31 protein-coding genes are annotated in these 23,620 nt (G+C 65.5%); 16 read left to right on the top strand and 15 right to left on the bottom strand.

The genetic code is table 11. The features are described 5' to 3' along the window. Positions 1-138 precede the first annotated feature (138 nt). The 6 genes from AC1RQP_RS04400 to AC1RQP_RS04375 form a co-directional block, all read right to left on the bottom strand. Positions 139-921 (bottom strand): ABC transporter ATP-binding protein, encoded by a 783-nt coding sequence (locus AC1RQP_RS04400; RefSeq protein WP_239623332.1) that lies wholly within the window; start codon positions 919-921, stop codon positions 139-141. Continuing rightward, a complete protein-coding gene (locus AC1RQP_RS04395) occupies positions 909-1,964 on the bottom strand; it encodes a dihydrodipicolinate synthase family protein (protein WP_492936047.1) in 1,056 nt (351 codons plus the stop codon). The genes AC1RQP_RS04400 and AC1RQP_RS04395 overlap by 13 nt, the downstream gene beginning before the upstream one ends. Before the next feature lie 6 nt (positions 1,965-1,970). After that, the gene (locus tag AC1RQP_RS04390) at positions 1,971-2,792 is read right to left on the bottom strand and encodes a GNAT family N-acetyltransferase (protein WP_492936046.1); all 822 of its coding nucleotides are present in this window, start codon (positions 2,790-2,792) and stop codon (positions 1,971-1,973) included. Further along, entirely contained in the window at positions 2,779-3,816 is a 1,038-nt protein-coding gene (locus tag AC1RQP_RS04385) for an NAD-dependent epimerase/dehydratase family protein (protein WP_492936045.1), read from the bottom strand. Before AC1RQP_RS04385 ends, AC1RQP_RS04390 begins: the two co-directional genes overlap by 14 nt. Positions 3,817-3,836: 20 nt before the next feature. After that, complete coding sequence (locus tag AC1RQP_RS04380) at positions 3,837-4,607, bottom strand: ABC transporter permease (RefSeq protein WP_061876625.1); 771 nt, start codon at positions 4,605-4,607, stop codon at positions 3,837-3,839. Between the two features lie 84 nt (positions 4,608-4,691). Then, positions 4,692-5,339: a TetR/AcrR family transcriptional regulator gene (locus AC1RQP_RS04375; RefSeq protein WP_028180814.1), complete on the bottom strand. Its 648-nt coding sequence runs from the start codon at positions 5,337-5,339 to the stop codon at positions 4,692-4,694. A gap of 100 nt (positions 5,340-5,439) precedes the next feature. Between AC1RQP_RS04375 and AC1RQP_RS04370 the strand changes: the two genes are divergently transcribed. The 5 genes from AC1RQP_RS04370 (at position 5,440) to AC1RQP_RS04350 (ending at position 8,957) form a co-directional block, all read left to right on the top strand. Then, a complete protein-coding gene (locus AC1RQP_RS04370; RefSeq protein ID WP_492936044.1) occupies positions 5,440-6,456 on the top strand; it encodes an ABC transporter substrate-binding protein in 1,017 nt (338 codons plus the stop codon). A 304-nt stretch (positions 6,457-6,760) separates the two neighbouring features. Then, positions 6,761-7,459 (top strand): septum site-determining protein MinC, encoded by a 699-nt coding sequence (gene minC, locus AC1RQP_RS04365; protein WP_131868387.1) that lies wholly within the window; start codon positions 6,761-6,763, stop codon positions 7,457-7,459. Positions 7,460-7,480: 21 nt separating this feature from the next. Then, positions 7,481-8,296, top strand: coding sequence for a septum site-determining protein MinD (gene minD, locus AC1RQP_RS04360; RefSeq protein WP_239623338.1), 816 nt, complete (start codon positions 7,481-7,483; stop codon positions 8,294-8,296). Then, positions 8,293-8,574: a cell division topological specificity factor MinE gene (gene minE / locus AC1RQP_RS04355; RefSeq protein ID WP_028180817.1), complete on the top strand. Its 282-nt coding sequence runs from the start codon at positions 8,293-8,295 to the stop codon at positions 8,572-8,574. The genes minD and minE overlap by 4 nt, the downstream gene beginning before the upstream one ends. A gap of 197 nt (positions 8,575-8,771) precedes the next feature. Next, a complete protein-coding gene (locus tag AC1RQP_RS04350; RefSeq protein WP_035676245.1) occupies positions 8,772-8,957 on the top strand; it encodes a hypothetical protein in 186 nt (61 codons plus the stop codon). A 21-nt stretch (positions 8,958-8,978) separates the two neighbouring features. On the opposite strand, the gene AC1RQP_RS04345 is transcribed toward AC1RQP_RS04350, so the two are convergent. Together AC1RQP_RS04345 and AC1RQP_RS04340 are read right to left on the bottom strand one after the other, a co-directional pair. Beyond that, on the bottom strand, positions 8,979-9,227 hold the full coding sequence (locus AC1RQP_RS04345; RefSeq protein ID WP_239623340.1) for a hypothetical protein: 249 nt from the start codon (positions 9,225-9,227) through the stop codon (positions 8,979-8,981). Positions 9,228-9,341: 114 nt separating this feature from the next. Further along, positions 9,342-9,734, bottom strand: a complete 393-nt coding sequence (locus AC1RQP_RS04340; protein WP_239623341.1) for a hypothetical protein — start codon at positions 9,732-9,734, stop codon at positions 9,342-9,344. Between the two features lie 126 nt (positions 9,735-9,860). Here AC1RQP_RS04340 and AC1RQP_RS04335 point away from each other — a divergent pair, with 126 nt between their 5' ends. Beyond that, entirely contained in the window at positions 9,861-10,646 is a 786-nt protein-coding gene (locus AC1RQP_RS04335) for an SDR family NAD(P)-dependent oxidoreductase (protein ID WP_492936043.1), read from the top strand. A gap of 95 nt (positions 10,647-10,741) precedes the next feature. Here the strand turns inward: AC1RQP_RS04335 and AC1RQP_RS04330 are convergent, their stop codons facing one another. Then, positions 10,742-10,972 (bottom strand): DUF6894 family protein, encoded by a 231-nt coding sequence (locus AC1RQP_RS04330; RefSeq protein ID WP_025035960.1) that lies wholly within the window; start codon positions 10,970-10,972, stop codon positions 10,742-10,744. Positions 10,973-11,451: 479 nt separating this feature from the next. Further along, a complete protein-coding gene (locus AC1RQP_RS04325; protein WP_492936042.1) occupies positions 11,452-12,546 on the bottom strand; it encodes a hypothetical protein in 1,095 nt (364 codons plus the stop codon). A 345-nt stretch (positions 12,547-12,891) separates the two neighbouring features. Between AC1RQP_RS04325 and AC1RQP_RS04320 the strand changes: the two genes are divergently transcribed. Beyond that, positions 12,892-13,488 carry a L,D-transpeptidase gene (locus tag AC1RQP_RS04320; RefSeq protein WP_165935844.1) on the top strand — a complete coding sequence of 199 codons (597 nt, stop codon included), beginning with the start codon at positions 12,892-12,894 and terminating at the stop codon, positions 13,486-13,488. A gap of 72 nt (positions 13,489-13,560) precedes the next feature. Here AC1RQP_RS04320 and AC1RQP_RS04315 read toward each other — a convergent pair whose 3' ends face one another. Both AC1RQP_RS04315 and AC1RQP_RS04310 read right to left on the bottom strand, forming a co-directional pair. Further along, positions 13,561-13,989 carry a COG4315 family predicted lipoprotein gene (locus tag AC1RQP_RS04315; protein ID WP_239623344.1) on the bottom strand — a complete coding sequence of 143 codons (429 nt, stop codon included), beginning with the start codon at positions 13,987-13,989 and terminating at the stop codon, positions 13,561-13,563. Positions 13,990-14,106: 117 nt separating this feature from the next. Next, on the bottom strand, positions 14,107-14,571 hold the full coding sequence (locus AC1RQP_RS04310; RefSeq protein ID WP_492936375.1) for a MarR family winged helix-turn-helix transcriptional regulator: 465 nt from the start codon (positions 14,569-14,571) through the stop codon (positions 14,107-14,109). A 105-nt stretch (positions 14,572-14,676) separates the two neighbouring features. On the opposite strand from AC1RQP_RS04310, the gene AC1RQP_RS04305 reads away from it, so the two are divergent. From AC1RQP_RS04305 to AC1RQP_RS04290, 4 genes are all read left to right on the top strand, one after another. Next, entirely contained in the window at positions 14,677-16,599 is a 1,923-nt protein-coding gene (locus tag AC1RQP_RS04305) for an FAD-binding monooxygenase (protein ID WP_492936041.1), read from the top strand. A 266-nt stretch (positions 16,600-16,865) separates the two neighbouring features. Continuing rightward, on the top strand, positions 16,866-17,147 hold the full coding sequence (locus AC1RQP_RS04300) for a hypothetical protein (RefSeq protein ID WP_131868396.1): 282 nt from the start codon (positions 16,866-16,868) through the stop codon (positions 17,145-17,147). Positions 17,148-17,277: 130 nt separating this feature from the next. Next, the gene (locus AC1RQP_RS04295) at positions 17,278-17,484 is read left to right on the top strand and encodes a hypothetical protein (protein ID WP_345946110.1); all 207 of its coding nucleotides are present in this window, start codon (positions 17,278-17,280) and stop codon (positions 17,482-17,484) included. Between the two features lie 73 nt (positions 17,485-17,557). Further along, a complete protein-coding gene (locus AC1RQP_RS04290; protein WP_492936040.1) occupies positions 17,558-17,878 on the top strand; it encodes a hypothetical protein in 321 nt (106 codons plus the stop codon). A 22-nt stretch (positions 17,879-17,900) separates the two neighbouring features. On the opposite strand, the gene AC1RQP_RS04285 is transcribed toward AC1RQP_RS04290, so the two are convergent. Both AC1RQP_RS04285 and AC1RQP_RS04280 read right to left on the bottom strand, forming a co-directional pair. After that, complete coding sequence (locus tag AC1RQP_RS04285; RefSeq protein WP_028179789.1) at positions 17,901-18,245, bottom strand: DMT family transporter; 345 nt, start codon at positions 18,243-18,245, stop codon at positions 17,901-17,903. Positions 18,246-18,418: 173 nt separating this feature from the next. Continuing rightward, on the bottom strand, positions 18,419-19,084 hold the full coding sequence (locus AC1RQP_RS04280; RefSeq protein WP_239623348.1) for an O-methyltransferase: 666 nt from the start codon (positions 19,082-19,084) through the stop codon (positions 18,419-18,421). 94 nt (positions 19,085-19,178) lie between these two features. Here AC1RQP_RS04280 and AC1RQP_RS04275 point away from each other — a divergent pair, with 94 nt between their 5' ends. The 3 genes from AC1RQP_RS04275 to pdxY all read left to right on the top strand — a co-directional run bounded on the left by AC1RQP_RS04275 (position 19,179) and on the right by pdxY (position 21,416). After that, positions 19,179-19,811, top strand: coding sequence for a TetR/AcrR family transcriptional regulator (locus tag AC1RQP_RS04275; RefSeq protein WP_492936039.1), 633 nt, complete (start codon positions 19,179-19,181; stop codon positions 19,809-19,811). A 104-nt stretch (positions 19,812-19,915) separates the two neighbouring features. Further along, complete coding sequence (locus tag AC1RQP_RS04270) at positions 19,916-20,557, top strand: FMN-binding negative transcriptional regulator (RefSeq protein WP_492936038.1); 642 nt, start codon at positions 19,916-19,918, stop codon at positions 20,555-20,557. Positions 20,558-20,597: 40 nt separating this feature from the next. Further along, the gene (gene pdxY / locus AC1RQP_RS04265; protein WP_492936037.1) at positions 20,598-21,416 is read left to right on the top strand and encodes a pyridoxal kinase; all 819 of its coding nucleotides are present in this window, start codon (positions 20,598-20,600) and stop codon (positions 21,414-21,416) included. Between the two features lie 8 nt (positions 21,417-21,424). On the opposite strand, the gene AC1RQP_RS04260 is transcribed toward pdxY, so the two are convergent. Continuing rightward, the gene (locus tag AC1RQP_RS04260; RefSeq protein ID WP_492936036.1) at positions 21,425-22,726 is read right to left on the bottom strand and encodes a hypothetical protein; all 1,302 of its coding nucleotides are present in this window, start codon (positions 22,724-22,726) and stop codon (positions 21,425-21,427) included. 256 nt (positions 22,727-22,982) lie between these two features. Here AC1RQP_RS04260 and AC1RQP_RS04255 point away from each other — a divergent pair, with 256 nt between their 5' ends. Both AC1RQP_RS04255 and AC1RQP_RS04250 read left to right on the top strand, forming a co-directional pair. Then, the gene (locus AC1RQP_RS04255; protein ID WP_061876629.1) at positions 22,983-23,186 is read left to right on the top strand and encodes a hypothetical protein; all 204 of its coding nucleotides are present in this window, start codon (positions 22,983-22,985) and stop codon (positions 23,184-23,186) included. Between the two features lie 168 nt (positions 23,187-23,354). Continuing rightward, positions 23,355-23,609, top strand: coding sequence for a hypothetical protein (locus AC1RQP_RS04250; protein ID WP_492936035.1), 255 nt, complete (start codon positions 23,355-23,357; stop codon positions 23,607-23,609). Positions 23,610-23,620: the final 11 nt, after the last annotated feature.

The raw sequence follows: 23,620 nt of genomic DNA, 5'->3' as shown, positions 1-23,620 counted from the left end.
GCCACGATTGCGCCGCGCTCTCGTAGGGTGAGCAAAGGCGCGCTTGCGCCGTGCCCACGTTCTCTCGCTTCATTGGCAATGGTGGGCACGCTTCGCTTTGCCCACCCTACGGCACTACGAGAATTTTCGTTTGGTGAATTACGCCGTCCCCAACCCGAGCTTCGCATAGATGCGCCGCGCATAGGCGCCGAATGCATCGGTCGTCTTCAGCGGAAGGTCGCGCGGGAAGGGCAGGTCGATCGCGAAATAGTCGGCCATCTTCGCCGGGCCCGCCGTCAGCACGGCGCAGTGCGAGGACAGGAAGACGGCTTCCTGGATCGAATGCGTGACGAAGATGATGGTCTTGCCGCTCTCGCGCCAGATCCGCAGCATCTCCAGATTCATCTGCTCGCGCGTCAGCGCATCCAGTGCGCCGAACGGCTCGTCCATCAGGATCAGTTTCGGATCGTGGATGAAGGCGCGCGCGATCGCCGTGCGCTGCTGCATGCCGCCGGACAGCTGTTGCGGATATTTCTGCTCGTAGCCGGCGAGGCCGACGAGGTTGAGCAGGTCGCGCGCCCGCTCGCGCGCGGCCTTCATCGGCAGGCCGACGATCTCGGCCGGCAGCAGCACGTTGTCCAGGATGGTCCGCCATTTCAGCAGCAGTGCCTGCTGGAACACCATGCCGATGTCGCGGGTCGGATCGAACGGGCTCGTGGCATTGCCTATCCGCACGGTGCCGCCGTCGGCGCCATGCAGGCCCGCCAGGATCTTCATCACCGTCGTCTTGCCGCAGCCGGACGGGCCGACCAGCGAGACGAGCTCACCTTCCTGCACGTCCATGGTGACGTCGGACACCGCCAGAAACTCGGCGCCGCCGCTGCGATAGACCTTTCGGACGCCCTGCAGGCTGATGAAGGGCTCTGAGCTCATGCCAGCCATTTGTTCAAATTCGCAGCGACGAAGGCATCGTCGCTGAGGTCGGCGTGCTCGCGGCAGACGCGATCGATCTCCTCCTTCTGGCCGGGGCTGAGACCCTCGTTTGGATCGAGGCACCACAGACCTTTCATCAGGCCCTGGCGCAGCAAGACCTCGTGGCAGCCGGCGATGCAGCCGTGGAAATTGTTGGCGACGTCGAAGAAGGCGCTGTTGCAGTCGGTGACGCGGGCATCGAGCGCAAGCAGGTCGGCGGGCACGCTGTCCTTGTGCCGCGCCGCCTTGCAGCGCTCGAACTGCTGGATGGCGCTCGCGGTCCAGACCGACCAGTGACCGAGCAGGCCGCCCTTGAAATAGGTCCGCGTGGTGACGCCCTTGTCGCGGAGATCGAACGGCAGCATCAGGTCGAGCAGGATGTGGTCGTCATTGCCAGTGTAGAGCGCGACGCGGTCGAGCGCGCCGGCGGCTGCGACGCCGCGCAGAACATCGAGCGTACGGTAGCGGTTGAACGGTGCGATCTTGATCGCAATGACGTTGTCGATCGAGGCGAAGCGCTGCCAGAACCGGCTCGACAGGACGACACCGCCGACGGCCGGCTGAAGGTAGAAGCCAACCAGCGGAATCTCGGCGGCCACCGCCGTGCAATGCGCGATGATCTCGTCCTCGGAGGCGCTCTTCATCGCGGCGAGGCTGAGCAGGCCCGCATGATAGCCGATGTCGCGTGCGGTACGGGCCTCGGCGATCGCCTGGCTGGTCGGTCCGGCGAGGCCCGCGACCAACGCCAGCGGCCGCTTGGTCCAGTGTGCTGCGGTCTCCGCGGCGAGCTCTAGCACGGGACGGTAGAGGCCGACGTCGCGGATCGCGAACTGCGTGGTGTGCACGCCGACGGCAAGGCCGCCCGAGCCGGCATCGATGTAGTAGCGCGTCAGCGCACGCTGATGCGTCTTGTCGAACTGTCGCTCGGCGGTGAGCGCGAGCGGATGCGCCGGCAGCACGGTGCCGTCGGCGATCAGCTTGCGGACGTCGCTGTTGATCTGGCTGTGGTGCATGATGTCCTATCCGAATTCGGGGCCGGCGACGGCGAATGGCATTTCCCCGGCCATGGCGGTGATGGGGCCGAGACGCATGCGCTGGAAGGGGCGTTCGATGGTCCAGCCGGACGCCGCCAATCCGTCCAGGAACATCCCTTGCGACGCGACGGCGTCGAGCAGGAGCGATCCGTCCTGCGACTGCGCGATCGCATCGACCAGGGTCAGCGCGGCTGCGGTGTGATCGGCGAACAACGGGCCGATATGGCACGCGGCTCGGCCGTTCCGCACCAGCGCGATGGCGCCGTTCGCCGAGACGATGCACGAGCCAGGCCGCCGCGCGAAGGCGGAGAGCAGGGTGGTGCGGTCGAGGCCGGTCGCGCGCCGGTCCCGATCGCAAAGCGCGTCGAGCGTTGCGGTTGACGGCGCTTGCCCGGACGCGGAGGTGGATTTCACCAGCTTCAGCCGGCGCAACTGCGAGGTCGGAGTGAAGCCCAGCGGGCCGTAGACCTTGGCGCCGTCGGGCGTCGCATCGAGCCAGCACGTCAGCCCGTCCTTGCGCGCAGCCTCGAGGCAGGCATCGACGAGCTGCGTGGCAAGACCGCGGCGGCGGTGGCTTGCCGTCACCAGCACCATGCTGATCCATGCATTGTTGCCGGAATAGGGCAGCAGGGCTGCAGTCGCGACCAGCCGCACGTCGTCGCGGATGCCGAACACAAAGCCTTCGCTCAAGAAGAAGCGCCAGTCCTCGATCGTCTGGTTCCAGTGCGCTTCGGTCGAGAGCACAAGGCCAGCCGCGGCGTCCTCGACGCCGAGCCGGACGATGCGCGGACCGTCAGTAGCGACCATCGCGCACCTCGTATTTGGTGGGCTTGCCGAGGCTCGGCATGGCGCGAGAGACCCAATCCGCGGTCCAGGCGATCAGTTGCTCGGTGTCAACGACGGGCAGGCCGAACAGTTCGACCGCCTTCGACGTGTCGGTCAGCCACGCGGTCGGCTCTTCCTTGCCTGTCAGCACCGGCGCGCGGCCGAACCTTGCGCCGAACTTCGCCGCGAGATCGCGCACCGCGAGGATCTCGTGGCCGCTGACGTTGATCGGCGAGGTCGGCGTCGTGCAATGCGTCAGGCAGCGCAACGCATGGGAGGACGCATCGCCCTGCCAGATGAAGTTGACATGGCCGAGGCTGACGTCGATCGGCGTGCCCGTCAGCACTTTCGTCGCGATGTCGTGCAGCACGCCATAGCGCATGTCGATCGCGTAGTTGAGGCGGAAAAGGCGCCCCGGCGTGCCGAACTTGCGCGAGAAATATTCGAACATGCGCTCGCGGCCGACGCAGGACTGGGCGTATTCGCCGGGCGGGTTCGGTGCCATCACCTCGCTCGAGCCTTTGCCGTCGACGGGGACGAATGGATAGATGCAGCCGGTCGAGAACGCCACGATGCGCGAGGAGGGGAAAGCCTGCGCGACCAGCGCCGGGACATGCGCGTTCATCGCCCAGGTCAGCGACAGATCGCCCTCGGCGCCGAACTTGCGACCGGCCATGAAGACGATGTTCGGCACCTTGGGCAGGGCCTGAATAGCCTTCTCGTCCATGAGGTCGCAGTTGATCGTCTCGACGCCGCGCGCGTGCAGCCAGTCCTTCACGCCGGCGTCGCTGAAGCGGGCGACGCCGATGACACGGCGATCCGGCGCGGCGGCCTTCGCAAGTCCTGCCAGCGTCGGGCCCATCTTGCCGGCGACGCCGAGGATCATGATGTCGCCCTCGACCTTCCTGAGGTCGTCGATCAGGGCCTGGCTCGGCCGGCACAGGAGATCATCGAGCGCAGCGATGTCAGGAATGGTCTTCGGCAGCGTCTGGCGGGTGAGCAGCATGGATTCGTTGTCCTTGGTCTTCAGGTCTGCCTGGCGTCGCCGACCACGAACATGCGTTCGAGGGCGAGGACCAGGCCGTAGAGAGCGACGCCAAGCAGCGTCAGCAGCACGACCGCCATCACCATCGCGGGCGTGTCGAGCGAGGACTGCACCTGGATCATGAGGTAGCCGAGCCCGCGCTCGGAGGCGATGAACTCGCCGACGATGGCGCCGGCGACCGCGAGGATGGCGCCGACCTTCATCCCGGAGAAGATGTAGGGCAGCGATCCCGGCAGCTGGATCTTGCGGAACAGCGTCCAGCGCGAGCCGCGCAGCGATTTGACGAGATCGAGCAGGTCCGGCTCGACCTCGCGCAGGCCGCGCGCGGTGGTGAGCAGGATCGGGAAGAAGCAGATGCTGAAAGCGATCAGGATGTTCGGCACGATGCCGTAGGAGAACCAGACGATGAAGAGCGGGCCGAGTGCAACTTTCGGAATCATGTTCAGCGTGACGAACAGCGGCAACAGCACGAGGCTGAGCAGCGGTGCCCAGCTGAAGATCACGGCGAGCGCGACGCCGACGAATGCGCCGAGCGCAAAGCCGCCGAGGATCTCGACCGCCGTCACCAGCGTGTTGGCGCCCCAGGCATAGCCCGTGGTCCCCAATGTCTGAATTGTCGCAAGCGGGGAGGGCAGGATGAATTTCGGGACCTGGAAGGCATCGACCGCGACCTGCCACAGCACGAGCACGGCGAGGTGCACGATCAGGATGATCGCAAAGCTGCGCGAGGTGCGTGCCCCGTCTCCTGCCACCGCATGCTCCCTGTTGCCGACAGCCACCCTGCCGCGGGTCGCGAGCCTAGCCGGACTCGAGGGAAGTTTCAACCAGTTGGTTGATTAGGGCCGGAGCGACTGGAGCACGAGGTCGGCGACGTGCCGGCGGCGGGCGCGCCGCTGGGCCCGGCTCGACAGGTCCTTGCCGAAGATCGCCGACAGCGTCGGCGTGTTGGAGAAGAAGAAATAGCTGAGGCCAGCAATCGAGATATAGAGCTGGACGGGGTCGATCCCCTTGCGGAATACGCCCGAGCGTACCCCCTCGTTGAGGATGTGGGAGACGCTCTTGACGAGCGGTGAGTGCATCGCCTCCAGCCGGGTCGAGCCGCGGACATGACGGGCGCCGCCGCGGTTCTCGTCGTTCAGAAGCACGATGAAATCAGGGTTTGCCGCCAGGTGATCGAATGATGCCTCGATCAGCTTGCGGATCGCCTTCTCCGGCGGCAGGCCTTCGAGATTGAGCCTGCGCTCCTGCTCGCGGATGTCCTCATAGACCCATTCGAGCACGGCGAGGTAGAGCGCGTCCTTGTCGCCGAAATAGTGATAGACGAGCTGCTTGTTGACGCCGGCGCGTTCGGCGATCTCGTCGACACGGGCGCCCGCAAAGCCGTGCCGGGCGAATTCCTGACGCGCCGCGGTCAGGAGCTTCCTGCGGGTGGCGACGGGATCGCGACGCTGCGGCACGGTGTCGCCAGATCGTTTTGCGGGCATTTCCAACCAAACAGTTGACAAGTGGAGGGCGGGCTTGTTGCATTGGTATCCTCACAAGGGGAGAGCGACAAGCCGGGTCGCGGCAACGAGGAGAGATGCGATGAAGCGTTTGCAGGCGGCGGGCTCGGCCCTGGTGTTGGCTCTGGCGCTCGGTGCGACGGCGATGCCCGTCCATGCGGGAGAGGCCGTCAATCTGATCCTGAACTGGACGCCGACGGCCGACCACTCGCCGTATTACTACGCCAAGGCGCAGGGCTGGTACGAGAAGGCGGGCATCGACCTCACCATCGAGACCGGCAAGGGCTCCGGCGTCTCCGCGGCCAAGGTCGGCTCCGGCGGCTCGCCCTTCGGCGTCGCCGATCTCGCCACCATGCTGGTGGCCAAGAGCAAGGGCGCCGACACGGTTGCGGTGATGAGCGTCTATGCCAATACCGGCCAGACCTTCTACTGGCTGAAGAGCTACGGCGTGAACGGGGTGAAGGATTTCGCCGGGCACAAGATCGGCAATCCGCCCGGCGATGCGTCCCGCGTGATGTGGCCGGCCTTCGCCAAGGCGGCGGGGCTCGCGCCCGATTCCGTCGGCTTCGTCAATGTCGGGCCGACCGCCAAGATCGCGGCACTGAAGAGCCACACGGTCGATATCATCAGCGACTTCTACAACGAGCACGACCTGAAGGTCATCGAGTTCGGTCCCGATCTCGGCTACGTCAACTGGAAGGACATCGGGCTCAACCCTTACGGCAATTCGCTGATCGTCAACGGCGCCTACTTGCAGAAGAACCCGAAGGTCGTCGAAGACTTCGTGCGCGTCACGCAGAAAGCCTTCGCGGCCTGCGTCGCCGACGTGGCCCCGTGCCTGAACGCGCTGCTCGAGCAGGTCTCGGGGCTGGATCGGGCCAACCAGGAACGCCAGTGGGAGCGCATCAAGTTCCTGATGACGGACGAGTTCACGACCACCAAGGGTCTCGGCTGGATCGACGGCGAGCGGATGAAGAAGGACTACGAACTGGTCCAGACCTATCTTGGCATGGAGAAGCCGTTCGACGTCACGACCGCATTCACGACCAGAATGCTGGATCCCGGCATCAAGATGGATGCGAGCAAGGTGAAGAAGTAGGCGCTTAGGTCGCGGCGCCCGCCCCATACACTGGTGTCATGCCCCGCGAAGGCGGGGCACCCAGTACGCCGCGGGCTATCGGTTGACCCTCAATGTCTCGGAGTACTGGATCGCCTGCCTGCGCGGGCGATGACCGCTGTGTTGGGCGAGAGCGTCTGCCTGACGCTTGCCCAGCGCTCGCCGGCGCATCACCGTGCACCCAATTCGGGCCATCCCCCGCGTAACCCCGGGGAAAAATTAACTCGTCGTTAACCATATCCGCCGCATCGTTAACCATTCAATAACAGGGAACGAGTCGGCCGCTATGGAGGCTGCAGCAAAAGTCCAACGTCAAATGGTGCGCCTGCGCGGGCGCTCCTATGTGGCGTTCGTGTTCACGCCGACGGTTCCGGTCCAGGACTGGCTGCATGAGATCGACGCCACCATCGCGCGGTCGCCGGGCTTCTTTGCCGGCCGGCCCGTGGTGATCGACCTGTCGTCGGTCGATCTCAGCCAGGCCGGCATCGGCCATCTGCTCACCAGCCTTCAGGACCGCAACATTCGCGTGCTCGGCATCGAAGGGGTGGAGGAGGGCCGGCTGACCCCCATGATGCCGCCGCTCCTGTCGGGCGGGCGCAGCTGCGTGGTCGAGCCGAGCGCGCCGAAGAAGGCCGAGGTGAAGGTCGAGACCAAGCCGACCTCGTTGCTCCTCGAAAACCCCGTGCGGTCGGGCCAGACCGTGATCTTCCCGGAAGGCGACGTCACCATTCTCGGCTCGGTCGGCTCCGGCGCCGAGGTCGTTGCCGGCGGCTCCATCCACGTCTACGGCGCGCTGCGCGGCCGCGCCATGGCGGGCGTGAACGGTCACACCAGCGCGCGCATTTATTGTCAGAGGATCGAGGCTGAACTGCTTGCAATTGACGGGTTTTACCAGACAGCGGACGACATCGACGCCGCCTTGCGCGGCAAGCCGGCGCAGGCCTGGCTACAGGGGAATACCATGCGAATTACAGCACTGAACTGACCAGCAAAGGAGACATTTCAGATGAGTAAGGTACTGGTCGTGACATCAGGCAAGGGCGGGGTCGGCAAGACCACGACGACCGCCGCGCTGGGAGCAGCGCTCGCGCAACGCGGCGACAAGGTCGTCGTCGTCGATTTCGACGTCGGCCTGCGTAATCTCGACCTCGTGATGGGCGCCGAACGCCGCGTGGTGTTCGATCTCATCAACGTGGTACAGGGCGTCGCGAAGCTGCCGCAGGCGCTGATCCGCGACAAGCGGCTGGAGAATCTCTGGCTGTTGCCGGCCTCGCAAACCCGCGACAAGGACGCGTTGACGGAAGAGGGGGTCGGCAAGGTCATCGACGATCTGCGCAGCCGCTTCGACTGGGTGATCTGCGACAGCCCGGCCGGCATCGAGCGCGGCGCTTCCATGGCGATGCGCTTTGCCGACGAGGCCGTGATCGTCACCAATCCGGAAGTCTCCTCGGTGCGCGATTCCGACCGCATCATCGGCATGCTCGATTCCAAGACGGTGCGGGCCGAGAAGGGCGAGCGCGTCGAGAAGCACATCCTCATCACCCGCTACGATCCCTCGCGTGCCGCGCGCGGCGAGATGCTGACCATCGACGACATCCTCGAGATCCTGGCGACGCCGTTGCTCGGCATCATCCCGGAGAGCCAGGACGTGCTGCGCGCCTCCAACGTCGGCACGCCCGTGACGCTGTCGAATGCGGACGGCGCGCCGGCACGGGCCTATATCGACGCGGCGCGGCGGCTGTGCGGCGAGACAGTCGCCATGCAGGTGCCGGCCGAGCGCAAGGGCTTCATGGACCGCCTGCTGCGACGGAGGGCTGCATGAGCATGGGTTTGCTCCGGCTTCTCCGCGGCAACAAGGCCACTGCACCGGTCGCGCGCGAACGGTTGCAGATCCTGCTTGCCCATGAGCGCGGAATGCGCGGCCAGCCCGATCTGCTCGGCGTGCTGCGTGAGGAAATTCTCGCCGTCGTGTCCAGGCATGTGACGCTGGACCCGACCAAGGTCATCGTCCGCCTCGAGCGCGGCGACGAGGTTTCGACCCTGGAGGTCGATATCGAGGTGCCGAACGATTTCGAGCGCAAGAAGGCGGCGGTCGCGTAGGGAGCCGCGGCCGGAGACTGCCGGTTTTGGGGTGGGTGAGAAGGCGGTCCGCCGGGCATGGCGGGCCGCCTTTGTCTTGGGCTTGTCTTGGGGCTCACATCGACGGGACGGAACGAGCTCGGGGCCTCGATCGTTGTGAGACACCCGCGGTGGCAGTTGTGCGCTGCACCGCAGTTCCCTCAAGCGGGAGAGCGCCCATGATGTCCGAGGTCCAGGTTCATACCGTTGCCCGGCAGATGCTCGAACAGCACGGACTTGCTGCGATTGCGAAAGCCGCTGAGCAGGCCCAGGCCTGCGAGGGCCGCGGCGAGACCGACGAGGCCAGGGAATGGCGTCACATCGTGGACGCCATGAAGATCATGCGCGGCCCGCATCAGAGCTGACATTCGTAAGCGCGAGCGTCTTCAACGCTCCCCACGATCGCTGCCTTGCGCCGAGGTGCGGTTCTGTGTCTGCGGCTGCCCGCGCTCGCCTGTCGCCTTGCAGGGGAGTGGCTCCCACGAGCCATCCGGCGCCTGCTGATAGGCACTGCATGAGGACGGGGTGGATTTTTCCTCGCCCTTCTGGGCGTCGGCATTCCTCGCCTGTGCGGGCGCGGTCAGCACCGTGGCGGCCGCAATCGCGCCGGCGAAAACGAAATGGATACTCCGCATGAGGACCTCCTGTTCGAATTCGAAGAGGTCGCATGCTTTCGAGGATTGTGACGATTTTGGGCCGGAGCAGCGGTTCCGTCGCGGAGTGCTTAATGCGGCGAAAGCCAGGGCTCGCTAGCCACCCTTGCTGCGGATCAGGCCGGCGAGGTTGGTCTTTTGGGCTTCGCACCAGCCGGGCATGCCAAGCCGGCGCTGGTCCAGGTCGGTGGCCTGGGTCGCGACCGCGACCTCGGCCATCAAGTCATCGTCCTGCTTCTCGCCCATCTTGCCGCCGGTGTGCATCCAGGCGATCGCTTTGCGCACCTTCTCGGTGGTGCCGTCGGGCAGGTGCATCTGCTGCGCCCTCTGCACGAGGTCCTGATAGACGAGGTCCGTGTTGGGGCACTCGACCTTGGCGGCGAAGGCCTGCAAGACCATCGTCACATAGGTCGATCGCGGCGGCGCGTCGCCAGCCTGAACCGGCGCAGCCAGCAGCAACAGGCCCGTCATCAGAAAACCGGTGCGCATCCCTGGAACCTCCTCCGTTTTTTGAGAGGCTAGCGCCCGACGCGCCGCTCCGCAATGGTGCGCGGCGCAATTGTCGTCGGTCCAGCCGGTGGGCTAACCTGCCGCTCCCCAGCCTCGGAGCACGACATGAGCCTGTTCAGCACGCCGTTCGATCCAGCACGCGACACCGCGCTCGTCACCGGCGCGGGCCATGGCATCGGCCGCGCGATCGCGCAGGCCCTGGTCGGCGAGGGCGTCCGCACCATGTTCGCCGATGTGAGCGCGGAGCGGGTGCGTGCCGCGATCAGCGCTAGCGAGCAGCCCGCTCTGGCCGTGCCCTGGGTCGGCGATCTCGCCAGGCTCGAGGCCTGCGACGAACTGCTGGCTGCCGCACATGCTGCGCTGGGCGAAGTCACCCATTTCGTCCACAGCGCCTCGCCGCCGCGGCGGGAGGCCGATCACGCCCTCGCGGTCGATCGCAGGACCTGGCAGGAGATGCATGCCGTCAATCTCGATGCCGGTTTTCATCTGGGCCGTGAACTCGCAAAACGGCTGATCGCGGCGAAACGACCGGGCTCGTTCTTGTTTCTGACCTCGCTGCATGCGGGCACCCCGCGCAACCTACCGCATTATTCGACGACGAAGGCGGGGCTGGCGATGCTGGTGAAGGAGTTGGCCAAGACGTTTGGCCGCTACGATATCCGCGTCAACGCGCTGGTGCCCGGCGCGATCGCGGCCGGCGGTTTCGTTGCGGATCCCGCGCTGGCGCGGCACATTCCGCTCGGGCGTCTCGGCGAGGCCAAGGACCTCGTGCCGATGGCGCTGACGGTGCTGTCGAACAAGCTCTCCGCTTACGTCACCGGCGCGGCCTTCGTCGTCGACGGTGGGTTGTCGCTGACGAACTGGTTCGAGCCGCCGACGCTTGAAGCGTAAAGTTCGTTCCGATTCCATCGGAACGAGCTTTGGCGTCTTGGTTTGACGCGTTTCTCAACGCGACCCGGCATCCGCTTCGCTTGAAAGCGCTGTGCTTAGCGCTGCCAGGCCGGCACCGGATCGAGCGGCGTGCGATAGAGCTCGTTGTGATCGCGATCGGTGACGCGCACCGCGCAACCCTTTTGCTGCAGCTCCGGCTTCACCTGCGACAGCTCGCATGCCAGTTGATCGGCGCGATCGGAGGCAACCTCGATGTCTTCGAGGATGATTCCCCCCTGGTTCTTGAACTCTTCACCAACCACAAGATCGAAATAGTAGTAGGGCATTTGAGTTCCCCGTGTGACGATCTGAGCTTCAGTGCAAGTCTCAACACGTCCCGGATGATACCACTGAGTCGATAGTTGCCGAATGAACAGGCCGCGCAATCTCTGAGCTTATGGCGCAGAAATGATGTGCAGCATGTGAGCGTGTTAACATTTTATTAAATATGTCCGCGCGACCATGAGGCATGGAATTGCAGCAGAACCGGGCTCCGGGAACCGGCAGCTGCACGAGAAGGCCGGCGGCATAGATCCCGACGGCCTTTTCTCTTGATCGGAAGACGTGCAAGGCATGGCCTCCCGTAGTCGCCCGGACTCAACGCATTGCATCGACTCGGACAGCGTGCGCGAGATCGCGACGTCGAGCTGTCGCCTGGCATTGTCTAAAGCGCGATGAAATCAGGACCAATCGTCATCGCGCTTCAGGCTGTTGTCTTGAGCATGGTCTTTTCGGAAAACCGCTAAAAGCTCTTCCCGATCATGCTCTAACGCAGCGGCATTGGCGGGCGCACGATAGGTCCATCGTCATCGGCAACGGCTTGCGTCGTCGTGGCCGGCGCAGCTGGCGGCGCGACCGCGGCGGCCTGCGATGGCGGCGGCGGAGGTGCGAGCGGCGCGGGCGAAGAGGCCGGCATGTAGTTCCGTGCCACGGCCGGTTTGGGCTTGCGAACCGGAGGCGCGGCAGGCTGCGGCGGAAGCGCAGCGGCGCGTGCGCGCGGATCGACCGGTGGCTTCGCTTCGGCTGCCGGCTTCGGTGCAGGCGGCTTCGCCATCTCACGCGCCATCTGCTCCTGCCCGGCCTTCAGCTCGGCGATGCTGGCCTTGAGCTGCTCGATCTGCTGCGCCATCGCGGCGAGATCGTGCGTCATCGATTGCACCGACTGCGTTGTGTCGACCGGCGGTGTCGCGGCAGGCACGACTGCGGCAATTTGAGCGGCGGGCGGCGGCGCAGATTGGTTGGCCGATTGATCTGCCGTGGCTTCCACTGCGGCCGGTGGGGCCTGCGTGGCGGCGACCGGAGCGGTCTGCGACGTCGCAGGTAGCCACGAGGTCACAGGTAGCAACGAAGTCAGTGCCGGCGTCCATTCGGCCAGCATTTGCGTTGCCGTGTCGCCGTGCTTCTCCCAGGCGATGCTGGCGGCCACGCTGGCGCCGGCAAACAGGAACGCGACGGACGCACCGCGCAGCCACTTGCCGACCGAGGATCGCTTCTGCCTGACAGGAACGTCGCTGGACGTGACGCGGACAGCCGTGTCGACAAATGGTGCCGCGGCGGGCTTTCCGTAGACGACGTTGATGGTGGGCTCGGGCGCACGTGCCGGCTCCGGCGTGAACTTCGGCTCCAAAGTGAGCTTGGGCTCCGGAGTGAGCTTGGCCTCCGGAGTGAGCTTGGCCTCCGGGGTGAACCTGGGCTCCGGACGCGGCGCGATCTCCGGCGCCAGCGCAGGAGACGCGCTGGTGGGCCGGGAGGCCAGCACGATCTCGGGAGAGATCTGAACCGCGTCGTGAGGGTCGTTGTCCTTGACCGTGTCCTTCACGATCTCATCGACGATTTGCTTGGCATTCAGCGTCGCGAGCATCGCAACTCCTTTGAAGCCTGGTGTTTGAAGCCTAGGTCGTCCGCATTGGCGCGGCGCCGATCGGTTGAGGTGAGCCCATCCCGAGCCCCGGGGCGCACGAGTCCAGCCGGGTTTGACCAAAGCAAGGCGAGGGGATGGAGATGATGCGACGGTCTTCCGCCGTTTGTGGTGATGGAACCCGGTTGATCGAACACGCGCACGTGTTCCTCTCCCGCCTTGTTTTCAGCGCGATTTTGGCGATATGTGGCGGTGCTGGGGGTGCTGCTATCCGCTATCGGGGGGCCGGCGGTGCCAAGATCTCTACTCGTTTTGTTCGTCGCAGCCTTGTTGCCGCTGGGCGGCTGCATGCAGACGACACTCTCGCCATCGACGGACGCGAGCATGACGCCGCGCGACCGTCAGTTGCTCGCGCATACGCCTTACGCTCAGGCGAAGGTGCCTGAGCAATATCTCCGCCATATCGTGGACTACCACCGCAAGGAACAGCCGGGCACGATCCTGGTCGATACCGATGCGCGCTATCTCTACTACGTGCTCCCCGAGGGCAAGGCGATCCGTTACGGCGTTGCGGTCGGCGAGGAAGCTATGGCGTTCTCCGGCGTCGCGCGGGTCGGTCGCCTGGCGGAATGGCCGGACTGGGTTCCGACGGCGGACATCCAAGCGCGGCTCGGCCCGTATCCGGCGCGCGTTCCAGGCGGTCCCGCCAATCCGCTCGGCGCGCGGGGCATCTATCTGTATGTCGGCAACAAGGACACGCTCTACCGCATCCATGGCACCAACCAGCCCGAATATATCGGCCAGGCGATCTCGTCCGGCTGCATCCGGATGCGCAATGAGGACGTCATCGATCTCTACGACCGGGTAAAGCTCAATTCGACGGTCGTGGTGCTGCCGCCGGGGCAGAACGCGCAGGCCGAGACGGGCATGCGCTGGCGAAGCTGAGGGCCGTGCGATCGGTCGGTTCCGTCGCGCAGGGGCGTCGGTGAGCCAGTGACGCTGACGGGATGCGTTTTACTACTCGGGCCGCGCGATCCGCCATTGCAGCGTCGTGGCATTGCCGTTGGCGTCGCCCGGCGCCTTGTCGGCGGGTGAAGTGTAGAGCGGACGATAGCGGTACGCCCACATCTTGCTGCCGTCGTCGCGGCTGATCACGGTGAAGTCGCCGACGGCCCTGGCGTCGGTCGTCGCGGCCAGCGGAACCCAGCTCTCGGTGCACTTACCGTTGCAATTCGAGGACTTTCCGGTGGTGTCGCGCTCGTAGGTATAAAGCGTCATGCCGTTGAGATCGACGAGCTTGGGGCCCTGCTTGGTCAGGATCACCTTCGCTGGAGCCGTCGGAGCCTCGACCTTCGGCGGAGGAGGGTCGCCGCCCCCATGCCCGCCTGCGACCGCATGACTGGTCGAGAGCGTCATGGCTGCGGCCATAACGAGGAATCTGAACATTCCGAACTCCGTCCCACAAAGTTAATCGCGCGTTAAGCGCCCAATTCGGCCGAGCTTAGCAGGCGAAGGTTAGTTCCTGGTTTCGTGCGCTGCGACAAATTCGGACGTGGTTTGGAGTTAGATTTGCGCATCGCGTTGCGGGGCGCGGCTGAGCTCGTTGCCGGCGGCGATGGCCTTGCGCAATAACCGCATCAGCTCGTCGCCCTCTTTGGCGCTCAGGCCGCGCAGCATGATGCGCTGCGCAGATTCGACGGCCGGCGTGATCTTGCGCAGCGTGCGCCGGCCTTCATCGGTGATTTGGAGCTCCCGCGCGCGGCGGTCGCGGCTGGAGGGGCGGCGCTCCGCGAGGCCTTTCTGGACGAGGCGATCGATCACGCCGGTGATGGTGGTGCGATCGTAGGCGATCAATCCGGCGAGCGTCACCTGGTCGAGTCCCGGATTGGCCTTGATGGTCGCGAGCGCGGCGTACTGCACCGGCGTGAGATCGAAGCCGGCGTCTTCGACCTCGGCCAGGAACACCGCGACCGCGATCTGCTGGAAGCGGCGCGCCAGATGCCCGGGCATGTCGTTATTGTCTTTCACCGACGTCTCCGCGGAGGCAGGGAGGTTTCGAGGTCGTTGACAAGTATACTGATCGTCAGCATACTGAGCAATATCCAAAACAGAAATTTGACGGGAGAGGTGCGCATGCAATTCCATCTGAATGGATTTCAGCCGGGCGACCCCGAGATTGCCGATCCCGCCGAGCGCGTTCAGGCACCGGGCGCAACGGGCACCGTGCCTGACGAGGTCGATGTTCTCATCGTCGGCTGCGGGCCTGCCGGCCTGACGCTCGCCGCCCAGCTTGCGCAGTTTCCTGACATCAAGACCTGCATCGTCGAGCAGAAGCCGGGCCGGCTGCTGGTCGGCCAGGCCGACGGCATCGCCTGCCGCACCATGGAGATGTTCCACGCCTACGGCTTCAGCGAGCGGGTGCTGAAGGAGGCCTATTGGGTCAACGAGACGACGTTCTGGAAGCCGGATGAGCGGACGCCGGAGAAGATCGCCCGCAGCGGCCGGGTTCAGGACGTCGAGGACGGGCTGTCGGAATTCCCGCACGTCATCCTCAATCAGGCGCGCATCCATGACTGTTTCCTCGACGCCATGCGCAGATCGCCGGCGAAGCTCGAGCCGTATTACAGCCGACGCGTGCTTGATCTCCATGTCGATCCTGCCGCCGATGCCGCCGATCATGCCGTGAGCGTACGCCTCGAACGCATCGATGCCGGGAACGAGGGCAAGGTCGAGACGATCAGGGCGCGCTACGTCGTCGGCTGCGACGGCGCACGCAGCACGGTGCGCAAATCGATCGGACGCGAGCTGCATGGCGATTCCGCCAACCACGCCTGGGGCGTGATGGACGTGCTGGCGGTGACGGATTTCCCGGACATCCGCTTCAAGTCGCTGATCCAGTCGGCCAGGGACGGCAGCCTGCTGATCATTCCGCGTGAGGGCGGCTACATGGTCCGCATCTATGTCGAGCTCGCAAAACTCGATGTCGGCGAGCGCGTTGCGAGCCGCAACATCACCGCCGACGACGTGATCGCCAAGGCGCAGCGGATCCTGCAGCCGCATACGCTCGAGGTGAAGGAGATCGCCTGGTGGTCGGTCTACGAGATCGGCCAGCGTCTCACCGACAAGTTCGACGACGTGCCGGAGGCCGACACCGATACGCGCCTGCCGCGCATCTTCATCGCCGGCGATGCCTGCCATACGCACAGCCCGAAGGCGGGGCAGGGCATGAACGTCTCGATGCAGGATGCCTTCAATCTCGGCTGGAAGCTCGCCGGTGTCCTCCGGAGCCGGTGCGCCCCAGGCCTGCTGCATTCCTATTCGGCGGAGCGCCAGGCGGTCGCGAAAGAGCTGATCGATTTCGACCGCGAATGGGCGGGGATTCTCGCCTCGGCCGCCAAGGCCGGCGGCGCCGATGCCGCCAAAACGCAGGACTATTTCGTCAGGCACGGGCGCTATACCGCGGGCACGGCAACGCATTACAGGCCATCGGTGCTCACCGGCGCGGCTTCGCATCAGCACCTCGCGCAGGGCCTCGTCATCGGCAAGCGCTTCCATTCCGCGCCGGTGATCCGGCTGGCGGACGCCAAGCCGGTCCATCTCGGCCACGCCGCGCAGGCCGACGGCCGTTTCCGCATCTACGCATTTTCGCCTGCGGAAGATCCTGCGGCTGCCGCCTCGGCCATTCGCGCGCTGTGCGGCTTCCTCACCGAGGCCCGGGAATCACCATTGCGGCGATACACGCCTGTTGGCGCCGACATCGACAGCGTGATCGACCTGCGTGCCGTCTTCCAGCAGGATCATCGTCAGCTAGCCGTCGCGGCGATGCCGTCGCTGCTGCTCCCGCGCAAGGGCCGCTATGGTCTGATCGACTACGAAAAGATGTTCTGCCCGGACCTCAAGGGCGGCCACGACGTTTTCGCAATGCGAGGGATCGATCGAAAGAGCGGCTGCATGGTCGTGGTGCGGCCCGACCAGTATGTCGCGAACGTGCTGCCGCTCGACGACTATGCCGGGCTTGCATCGTACTTCGACCGCTTCATGCTGAAGGTGAGCTGACGCCCGGCCGCGCTGCGCCCGCGATGCCGCATTCCGGCGGCGGCGCGGCGCACCTCAATGCCGCGCCGCGTGGCGGTGGCGGTCACCAAGCACTGGCGCTCGCTGGAAAGCCCGGCCCTCGAGCCGGGCTTTCTGCTCGGGCGCGGCGTCGAGTTCCCTGCGCGTACAATTTAAGAAAGTTCTTCGCGGGCAGATTTCATCGATCGTAACATGTGTACCCAAAGATGCAGGCATCCACTCGGGGCAGCGGGGCACGGGAGGATGAAATGAGTCAGAGCCAGGCGGAGACGCGCCGTCAGCAGAATGTCGCTAAGCGGTCGATGACCAAGGAGGCCCAGCAGCTGGCCAGCTTGATTGCCGGACTGCGCAAGTCCCTCGAAGCGATCCACAAGGAACGGACGAGCACAAAGCTCAGCGGCGCCGAGATGGGTTTGCTCGACGAGCGCCGCAACAACCTGCTGCTCACCATTGCAGCTCTCGATGACCGCCTTTCGGCGGTGCAGGGCCTGATCAATCTCGGCCGACCCCATATTATCCGCGTGCATTAGCGCCGATCCGACGCAGCAGGATCGGCTCCGTCGCCGATGGCACGGAGCGGCCCTTACCGCCTACGGATGGCATCAAATTGCCACGCTCCCGGCGAATTGCCGCCAAAGCCCGCTGTCACGAGAAGGGTGGGTGCAGGGCGACGCAAGGGGATGCGAATTGGCCTACAAAATGGTCGCAGAACGCGACAACGAGAAGTACAGCTTCGCCCGCGAGAGCCGGTTGCTCATCGTAGCGAAGGCAAAGGTGTGGGCGAGCGAGGGGTGGCGGGTCGTCATCACCGACCAGGACGGCAAGGCCTACGCGCCGCCCGAATTCGATCAGCAGTCGGCGGCGTGATCGCGAGACAGGGCGAGGGGACGACAGTTTGACGTCGTTGTTTCGACCTTGGCGCGGCCTGACTGTGCCCCTGATGACTGTCGCAGCCGCCAGCGTGCTGACGGTGACGGATGCGGTCGCGCAAAATCTCGACGCCGGCAAATCGCCCGCGAAGCTCTTTGCTGACGGCTGCGCGACCTGCCATCGCAGTCCGCGCGGTCTCGCCAAGGGCCGCTTCAGCCTGACGCTGTCCTGGTTCCTGAAGGACCACTACGCAACCAGCGTCGACTCGGCCAGGGCACTCGCCGCCTACCTCGTGTCGGTCGATGAATCGCCGCCCCGGGGTGCGGCCAAGCCTGGCGCAAAGCCGCCTCGATCCGCGCCGCGTCAGCCCAAGCCGGTGCAGAGCCAGTAGGCGCGCCGGCATCGGACCGGCATCAACGCACGGTGGTCTCCGAGAACAGGTTGATGACCACGACCCCGGACACGATCAGCGCGATGCCGACGAAGGCTGCGGCGTCCAGGATCTGGCGGAACAGCACGAAGGAGACGGTGGCGGTCAGGATGATGCCGACCCCGCCCCAGATCGCATAGGCGATGCTCAACGGGATGACCCGGATCGCCACCGACAGCGCGTAGAACGAGGCGACGTAGAACAGCACCATCGCCAGCGTCGGCCAGGGACGGGTGAACTGCGCGGACTGCTGCAGGAACGCCGACGCGGTGACCTCGAACACGATGGCGAGGGCAAGAGCCGTATAGGCGTTGAAGACGGAGCTCATGCGGAGACCAGGCCGACGATGGCTGACATATGACGGCGCATACCATGCGGGGGTGACGAGCCTGCGACAGCTTGGAGCGCGGCGCTAGGGCTCCGCGGTCGGCCCGGACGACCAAGCCGCAGCGCGATGAATCGCGTAGCGGCTCCGTGATACAGCGACGGTCGAGCGTGGCTTCAATCGATCCGCACCGAAAGCTCGACGTCCTCGGCGAAGGCCGTGGACATATAGCCGCTTCCGGGCTTGCGCATGCGGGAGAGATAGTCTGGGCTGTCGTCGGCGTTGTCGGCGACGATGATCGCGCCCGGCTTGAGACGGTCTTCGAGCAGATCGAGGATATCCGGGTAGAGCGCCTTGGCACCGTCGAGCAGCACGAGATCGATCGTTTCGGGCAGATCGGACTTCAGCGTCGTCAACGCATCGCCTTCGCGAATGTCGACGAGATCGATCACGCCGCCGGCCGAAAGGTTGTCCCGGGCCCGCGCCGCCTTGGACGGCTCGAACTCGCAGGTGATCAGGCGGCCGCCGCCATTGTCGCGCAGAGCTGCGGCCAGGTGCAGGGTCGAGATGCCGAACGAGGTGCCGAACTCGACGATCGCCTTCGCGCGAGAGCTGCGCGCCAGCATATAAAGCAGGCTGCCGGTCTCGCGTGAGACCGCGAGCGGAGCGTCCTTCAGGCGTCCATAGAGGTCGCGGTAGGCGGTCTTGCTCCGCATCATCCGCGCGCGGTCGGCGTCGGACAGATCGGAGACGGCGGCCAGCGTTGCGACGCTTGCGGCTTCGGCCTCGTAGAACAGTCGATCCAGCAGCGGCGCAAGCGATGTGATGGTTGGGGTGGTCATCGGTGTCTCCAGAGTTCGGGGGAGCGCATGCTTGCGCGAAGATCGAAATACGACTAATTCGTCGCATTTCCTATTCGCATAGCTCGCAGGCGCCATGTCCAATCGTCGAAGCCTTTCAGTTTCCTCACGAAAACAGCCGCAACAGGCCCGCTCCACGGAGCTGGTGGCGGCCATTCTGGATGCCGCTGTTCAGGTTCTGGCGAAGGAGGGAGCGCAGCGCTTCACGACGGCGCGGGTGGCAGAGCGGGCCGGCGTGAGCGTCGGATCGGTCTATCAATATTTTCCGAACAAGGCGGCGATCCTGTTCCGTCTCCAGAGCGATGAGTGGCGGCGCACCAGCGCGCTGCTCGCAGGCATCCTCGCTGACCGGGCGAGGCCGCCGCGGGCGCGGCTGCGCACGCTGGTTCACGCCTTCATCCGCTCCGAGTGCGAGGAAGCTGTCATCCGAATCGCGCTCAATGATGCCGCGCCGCTTTATCGCGATGCGCCCGAGGCGCGGGACGCACGGGCGGCCGGCGAGGGCATCGTCGCCGCCTTCATGCGCGAGGCGCTGCCCAAGGCCTCGGATGCGACGCGCACCCTCGCCGGCGAACTGATCACGAGGACGCTGAGCGAAGTCGGCAAGAGTTTTTCGGAACAGATGCGGAGTGAGGCGGAGATCGCAGCCTATGCCGACGCCATGGCCGACATGTTCTGCGCCTATCTTGCGAGGTTGTCGCGGCGCTGAGGGATTGCCGGCAGCAGCGTTCGAAGGTTGATTGTTCTTCGGATTTCGGGGGATTATGGGTTAGCCTCGCCGCGTTCGTCATTCATTCATCGAGTAGCCGCGCCATGCACGTTCTCCGCGCCCAGTTCCGCATCGAGACGCAGCGTGCGCTGGAATTTGCCGCATCTCGCGGCTTCGGCGTGATCGTGGCGGCGGACGAGCGCGGGCCGCGGGCCTCGCACGTGCCATTCGTCCTGACCGAGCGCGGCGGCCACACTGTCGTGCAGATTCACTTCACCGCCAAAAATCCGCTTGTGGCGCTGGCCGATGGCACCAGACGATTTCTGCTGATCGTTACGGGCGACGATGCCTATGTCTCCAACGACTGGTATGCCTCACGCGACAACGTCTCGACCTGGCTTTACGAAGCGGTGCACCTGTCGGGCGTGGCCCATCTGCGCGGGCTCGACGAGAACCGCGGACACGGCGATGCGCTGCTCGCAGTCTCCGAGGCGCGCTTACCGAAAGAACCCTGGGACCTCGCGCATATGGAGCCGGGCAAGCGCGAGAGCATGCTGGCTGCGATCCGCGTCGTCGATCTCGTGGTGGATGAGGTCGAAGGGCAGGCCAAGCTCAACCAGCACAAGAGCGATGCTGACCATGTCGCGGTCGCCGATCGACTGGCGCGGTCGGAGGAGTCGGGTCACCGGCGACTGGCGCGCAAGATGCAGGCGCTGCGGCAGGGGCTTGGATACGAGATGCCGTAACGCTTGCCCCGCGCAACGTTTGACCTTACGGACCTTCCTCATGCTCGTCATCTCGATTCAGAGTCAGGTGGTCCACGGCCATGTCGGCAACAGCGCGGCTGCCTATGCCATGCAGGCGGAGGGCGTGAACGTTGCGGCGGTGCCGACCACGCTGCTCTCCAACCATCCGCGCTATCCGAGCCTGCGCGGGCGGGTGCTGGAGAGCGAGCTCGTCGCCGATCTCCTGAAGGGTGTCGAGGAGCGCGGCCTGGTCGAAGAGGCTGCGGTGCTGGTCACCGGCTATTTGGGCTCGCCGGGCAATGCTGCCGTGATCGCCGATTTCGTCGAGCGGGCGCTCACGCGGAATGCGAAGCTCGTCTATCTCTGCGATCCCGTGATCGGCGATGACGGCCGCGTCTATGTCGCGGACGGCATTTTGGATGTGGTCCAGCACCGGCTGTTGCCGGTGGCGAACCTCACGACGCCGAATCAGTTCGAGCTCGAGCTGCTCTCCGGTCTCACCATTGCCGATGCCCAGGACCTCCGCGCGGCCTGCGCCGCGCTGGCAGGGGTGGGCCGCATCGACGTGGTCGCCACCGGCTGCACGCTCGCTGACACGGCAGCGGGGCAGGTGGAGACGATCCTGTGTGCCGACGGGCGATTGTCGCGCTTTGCGACGCCGCGCTTGCCGATCCGGCCCTACGGCACCGGCGACCTCCTCACCGGACTGATCGCGGCGCATCTGGCCAAGGGCGAAGCGATCGAGTCGGCAGTACGGCTTGCGGTCGACACGATCTTCGCGGTGCTGGTGCGCACGCAGGACGCCGGCTCCGCCGAGATGCGGCTGGTGCCGTTGCCGACGCGCGGGCCCGACGCCTGATTGACGGTTCAGGTCGCGCGCTTGACGGCCGATTGCGCCGACTTCTGCTGCTTGGCCGGGCTCTTCTGCTCGCGTGCGACGTGCGCCTTGGGCGGCTTGGCGCTGGCGGCGGCCCGCGTCTTCTTCGGCTTGACGTTCGCGGCTTCCTTGCTGTCGGTCGCAACGCCGCGGCGTGAGATGTATTCCTTCCCGTCGATCGGGCCGACATGCGGCGGATCGCGGCCGAGATAGGGGCGGCCGATGCCGAACGCCTTGCCGTTGGCATCGACCCACTTCCACAGGATCTCGGTCGAGACCCAGCGCTGCGCGCGGTTGTTGCCCTGGGTGCTGACGATGTCGGCCGCCATGCCGTGGCCATAACCGCCGCGCGTGCTGCCCCCGTGATAGGAGCGGTCGGAGGCAGCCTTGAGGCCGCTCGCGATCGACTGGCGATAGTCGTCGCGGAATGCGCTGGTGATGCCCGGCGACAGGCCGGCGGCTTCGGCAGCGAGCAGCGTGCGGAACAGCTTCTTCTTGAAACTCTTGTCCATGCCGCCGATGACGTAGTCCATCATCGACATGCCGGCGCGCTCGGCCGCCTTCGGATCCTTCCAGCCGAAGTCCTGATCGACCAGCTTCGTGAAGCTACGCATCACCGTGACCGTCTTGCCCTTGCGCTTGACGGTGACGGCGCGCCGCTCCTGAACCTTGATCGAGTCCTCCTTGGCGGTGCGCTGATAGAGCGCCCAGAGGTAGCGGTCGATGCAGGCCTCGATGACGAAGCATTCGTCGAGCACGGCGACGGTGTCGGCCGGCGGAGATGGCTTGGCCGCAGGCGTGGCGGGGCCGCTTGCGATCGCCGCAGGTGACAGTGCGTCCGTCGTGACGATCTCGGTGGGATCGGCGGAGGCGAGCTTGACGGGCTCTGGCGCGGGAGCATCCTCGCTGACGATAGCTTCCGGTTCAGGCGCAATCTGCGGTGCGGGCGCCGCCTCCGTCGGCAGGATCAGCGCCGGGTCGGCCGAAGCGAGCTTGACGGTTGAGGCATGCTCCTCCGGCGTGTCCTGCGACGTCGCCATCGGGGCAGGCGCCGCAGCGACGGCGGCGGCGATGTCGGCGGTCAAGGCGATGCCGTCCTCGATCGTTGCAGCGCGCGGCACGTCGGCGAGCTCGAGGCGACTGACATCCTTGACGCGCGAGACGGCAGCCACATTGGCGCCGCTGTTCTCGATGAGGGCAGGCGCATAGGCGGAGAGAGACAACACCAGCCAGCCGGCGAGAACGGCCGAGGGACACGATACCGCCACCAGAAGAGACCGCCGATCGTTCATGATCCCTGCCTCCAAACGGTTCTGTCCGAACCATCTTGTCCGAACAGTCATGATGCAAACAGTTGACGAAACAGTCTTGCACGGAAAGGCACGCAGCTTGTCGATTGTTCGGGGGATGGTGTGGCGGCGCAATGGCGCAATCGGCGGATGCGGCCTTTTCGCGGCGGGTGTTGCCGAGCTGCAACGCAGGGTTCCACGCGGTGCTTTGCCCGAGGCCGTGCCGCAACTTTACGGATGCTGCTGCGTTGGAGGCGCCATGACGCATCCCACGCTTCGTCCCATGGACGCCTTCGATCCCACCGAGCCCGCCATCCTGCACGATCGTCTTTCAGACACGATCATCACCTGGACCGCCGATCAGGCCGATGACTACCGCCGTGCCAGCAGGCCCGCTGGGGATGGAACCGTAGCCTGGAAGACCTACCTCTTCGATGGCTGGGGCAACGTGCTGGGTGGTTGAGTACCGCCCGCGGAAACGCGTGTCGCGGCCAGCGTGATTCGCCCAAGGGCCTGTACGCATTAGGCATATCGCCATGCAACGCGCGCGCTGTTGCGATGCAACAAAGCATGTCGCAATGCAGCAAAACGCGCCTAAATAGGCTCCGACCTTCACCCTCGGAGCATCACCATGAACAAGAAGACTTTGTCGATCGCCGCCGCCATCCTGACGATCGTGGGCGGCACCGCCGCCGTCGCCGCCGAGCTGCCGACCTATGAGGCCAACGGCCTGCCGGTCTCTCCGCTGCAGGTGCGCGTGCTCGGGGCTGCGCATGTCGAGCAGCAGGTCGCCGCGCCCGCCACGGTCGCCTCGGTCCACCAGGCGAAGGTGCTCAGCCCGCGCAAGGTGACGACCGCGGACGTCACCACGGGCACGGCCCGCTGAGACTGAGGTCG

Source organism: Bradyrhizobium sp. GW821-FHT13H06 (assembly GCF_058803975.1).
This window is presented reverse-complemented; position numbering and strand designations above follow the sequence as displayed.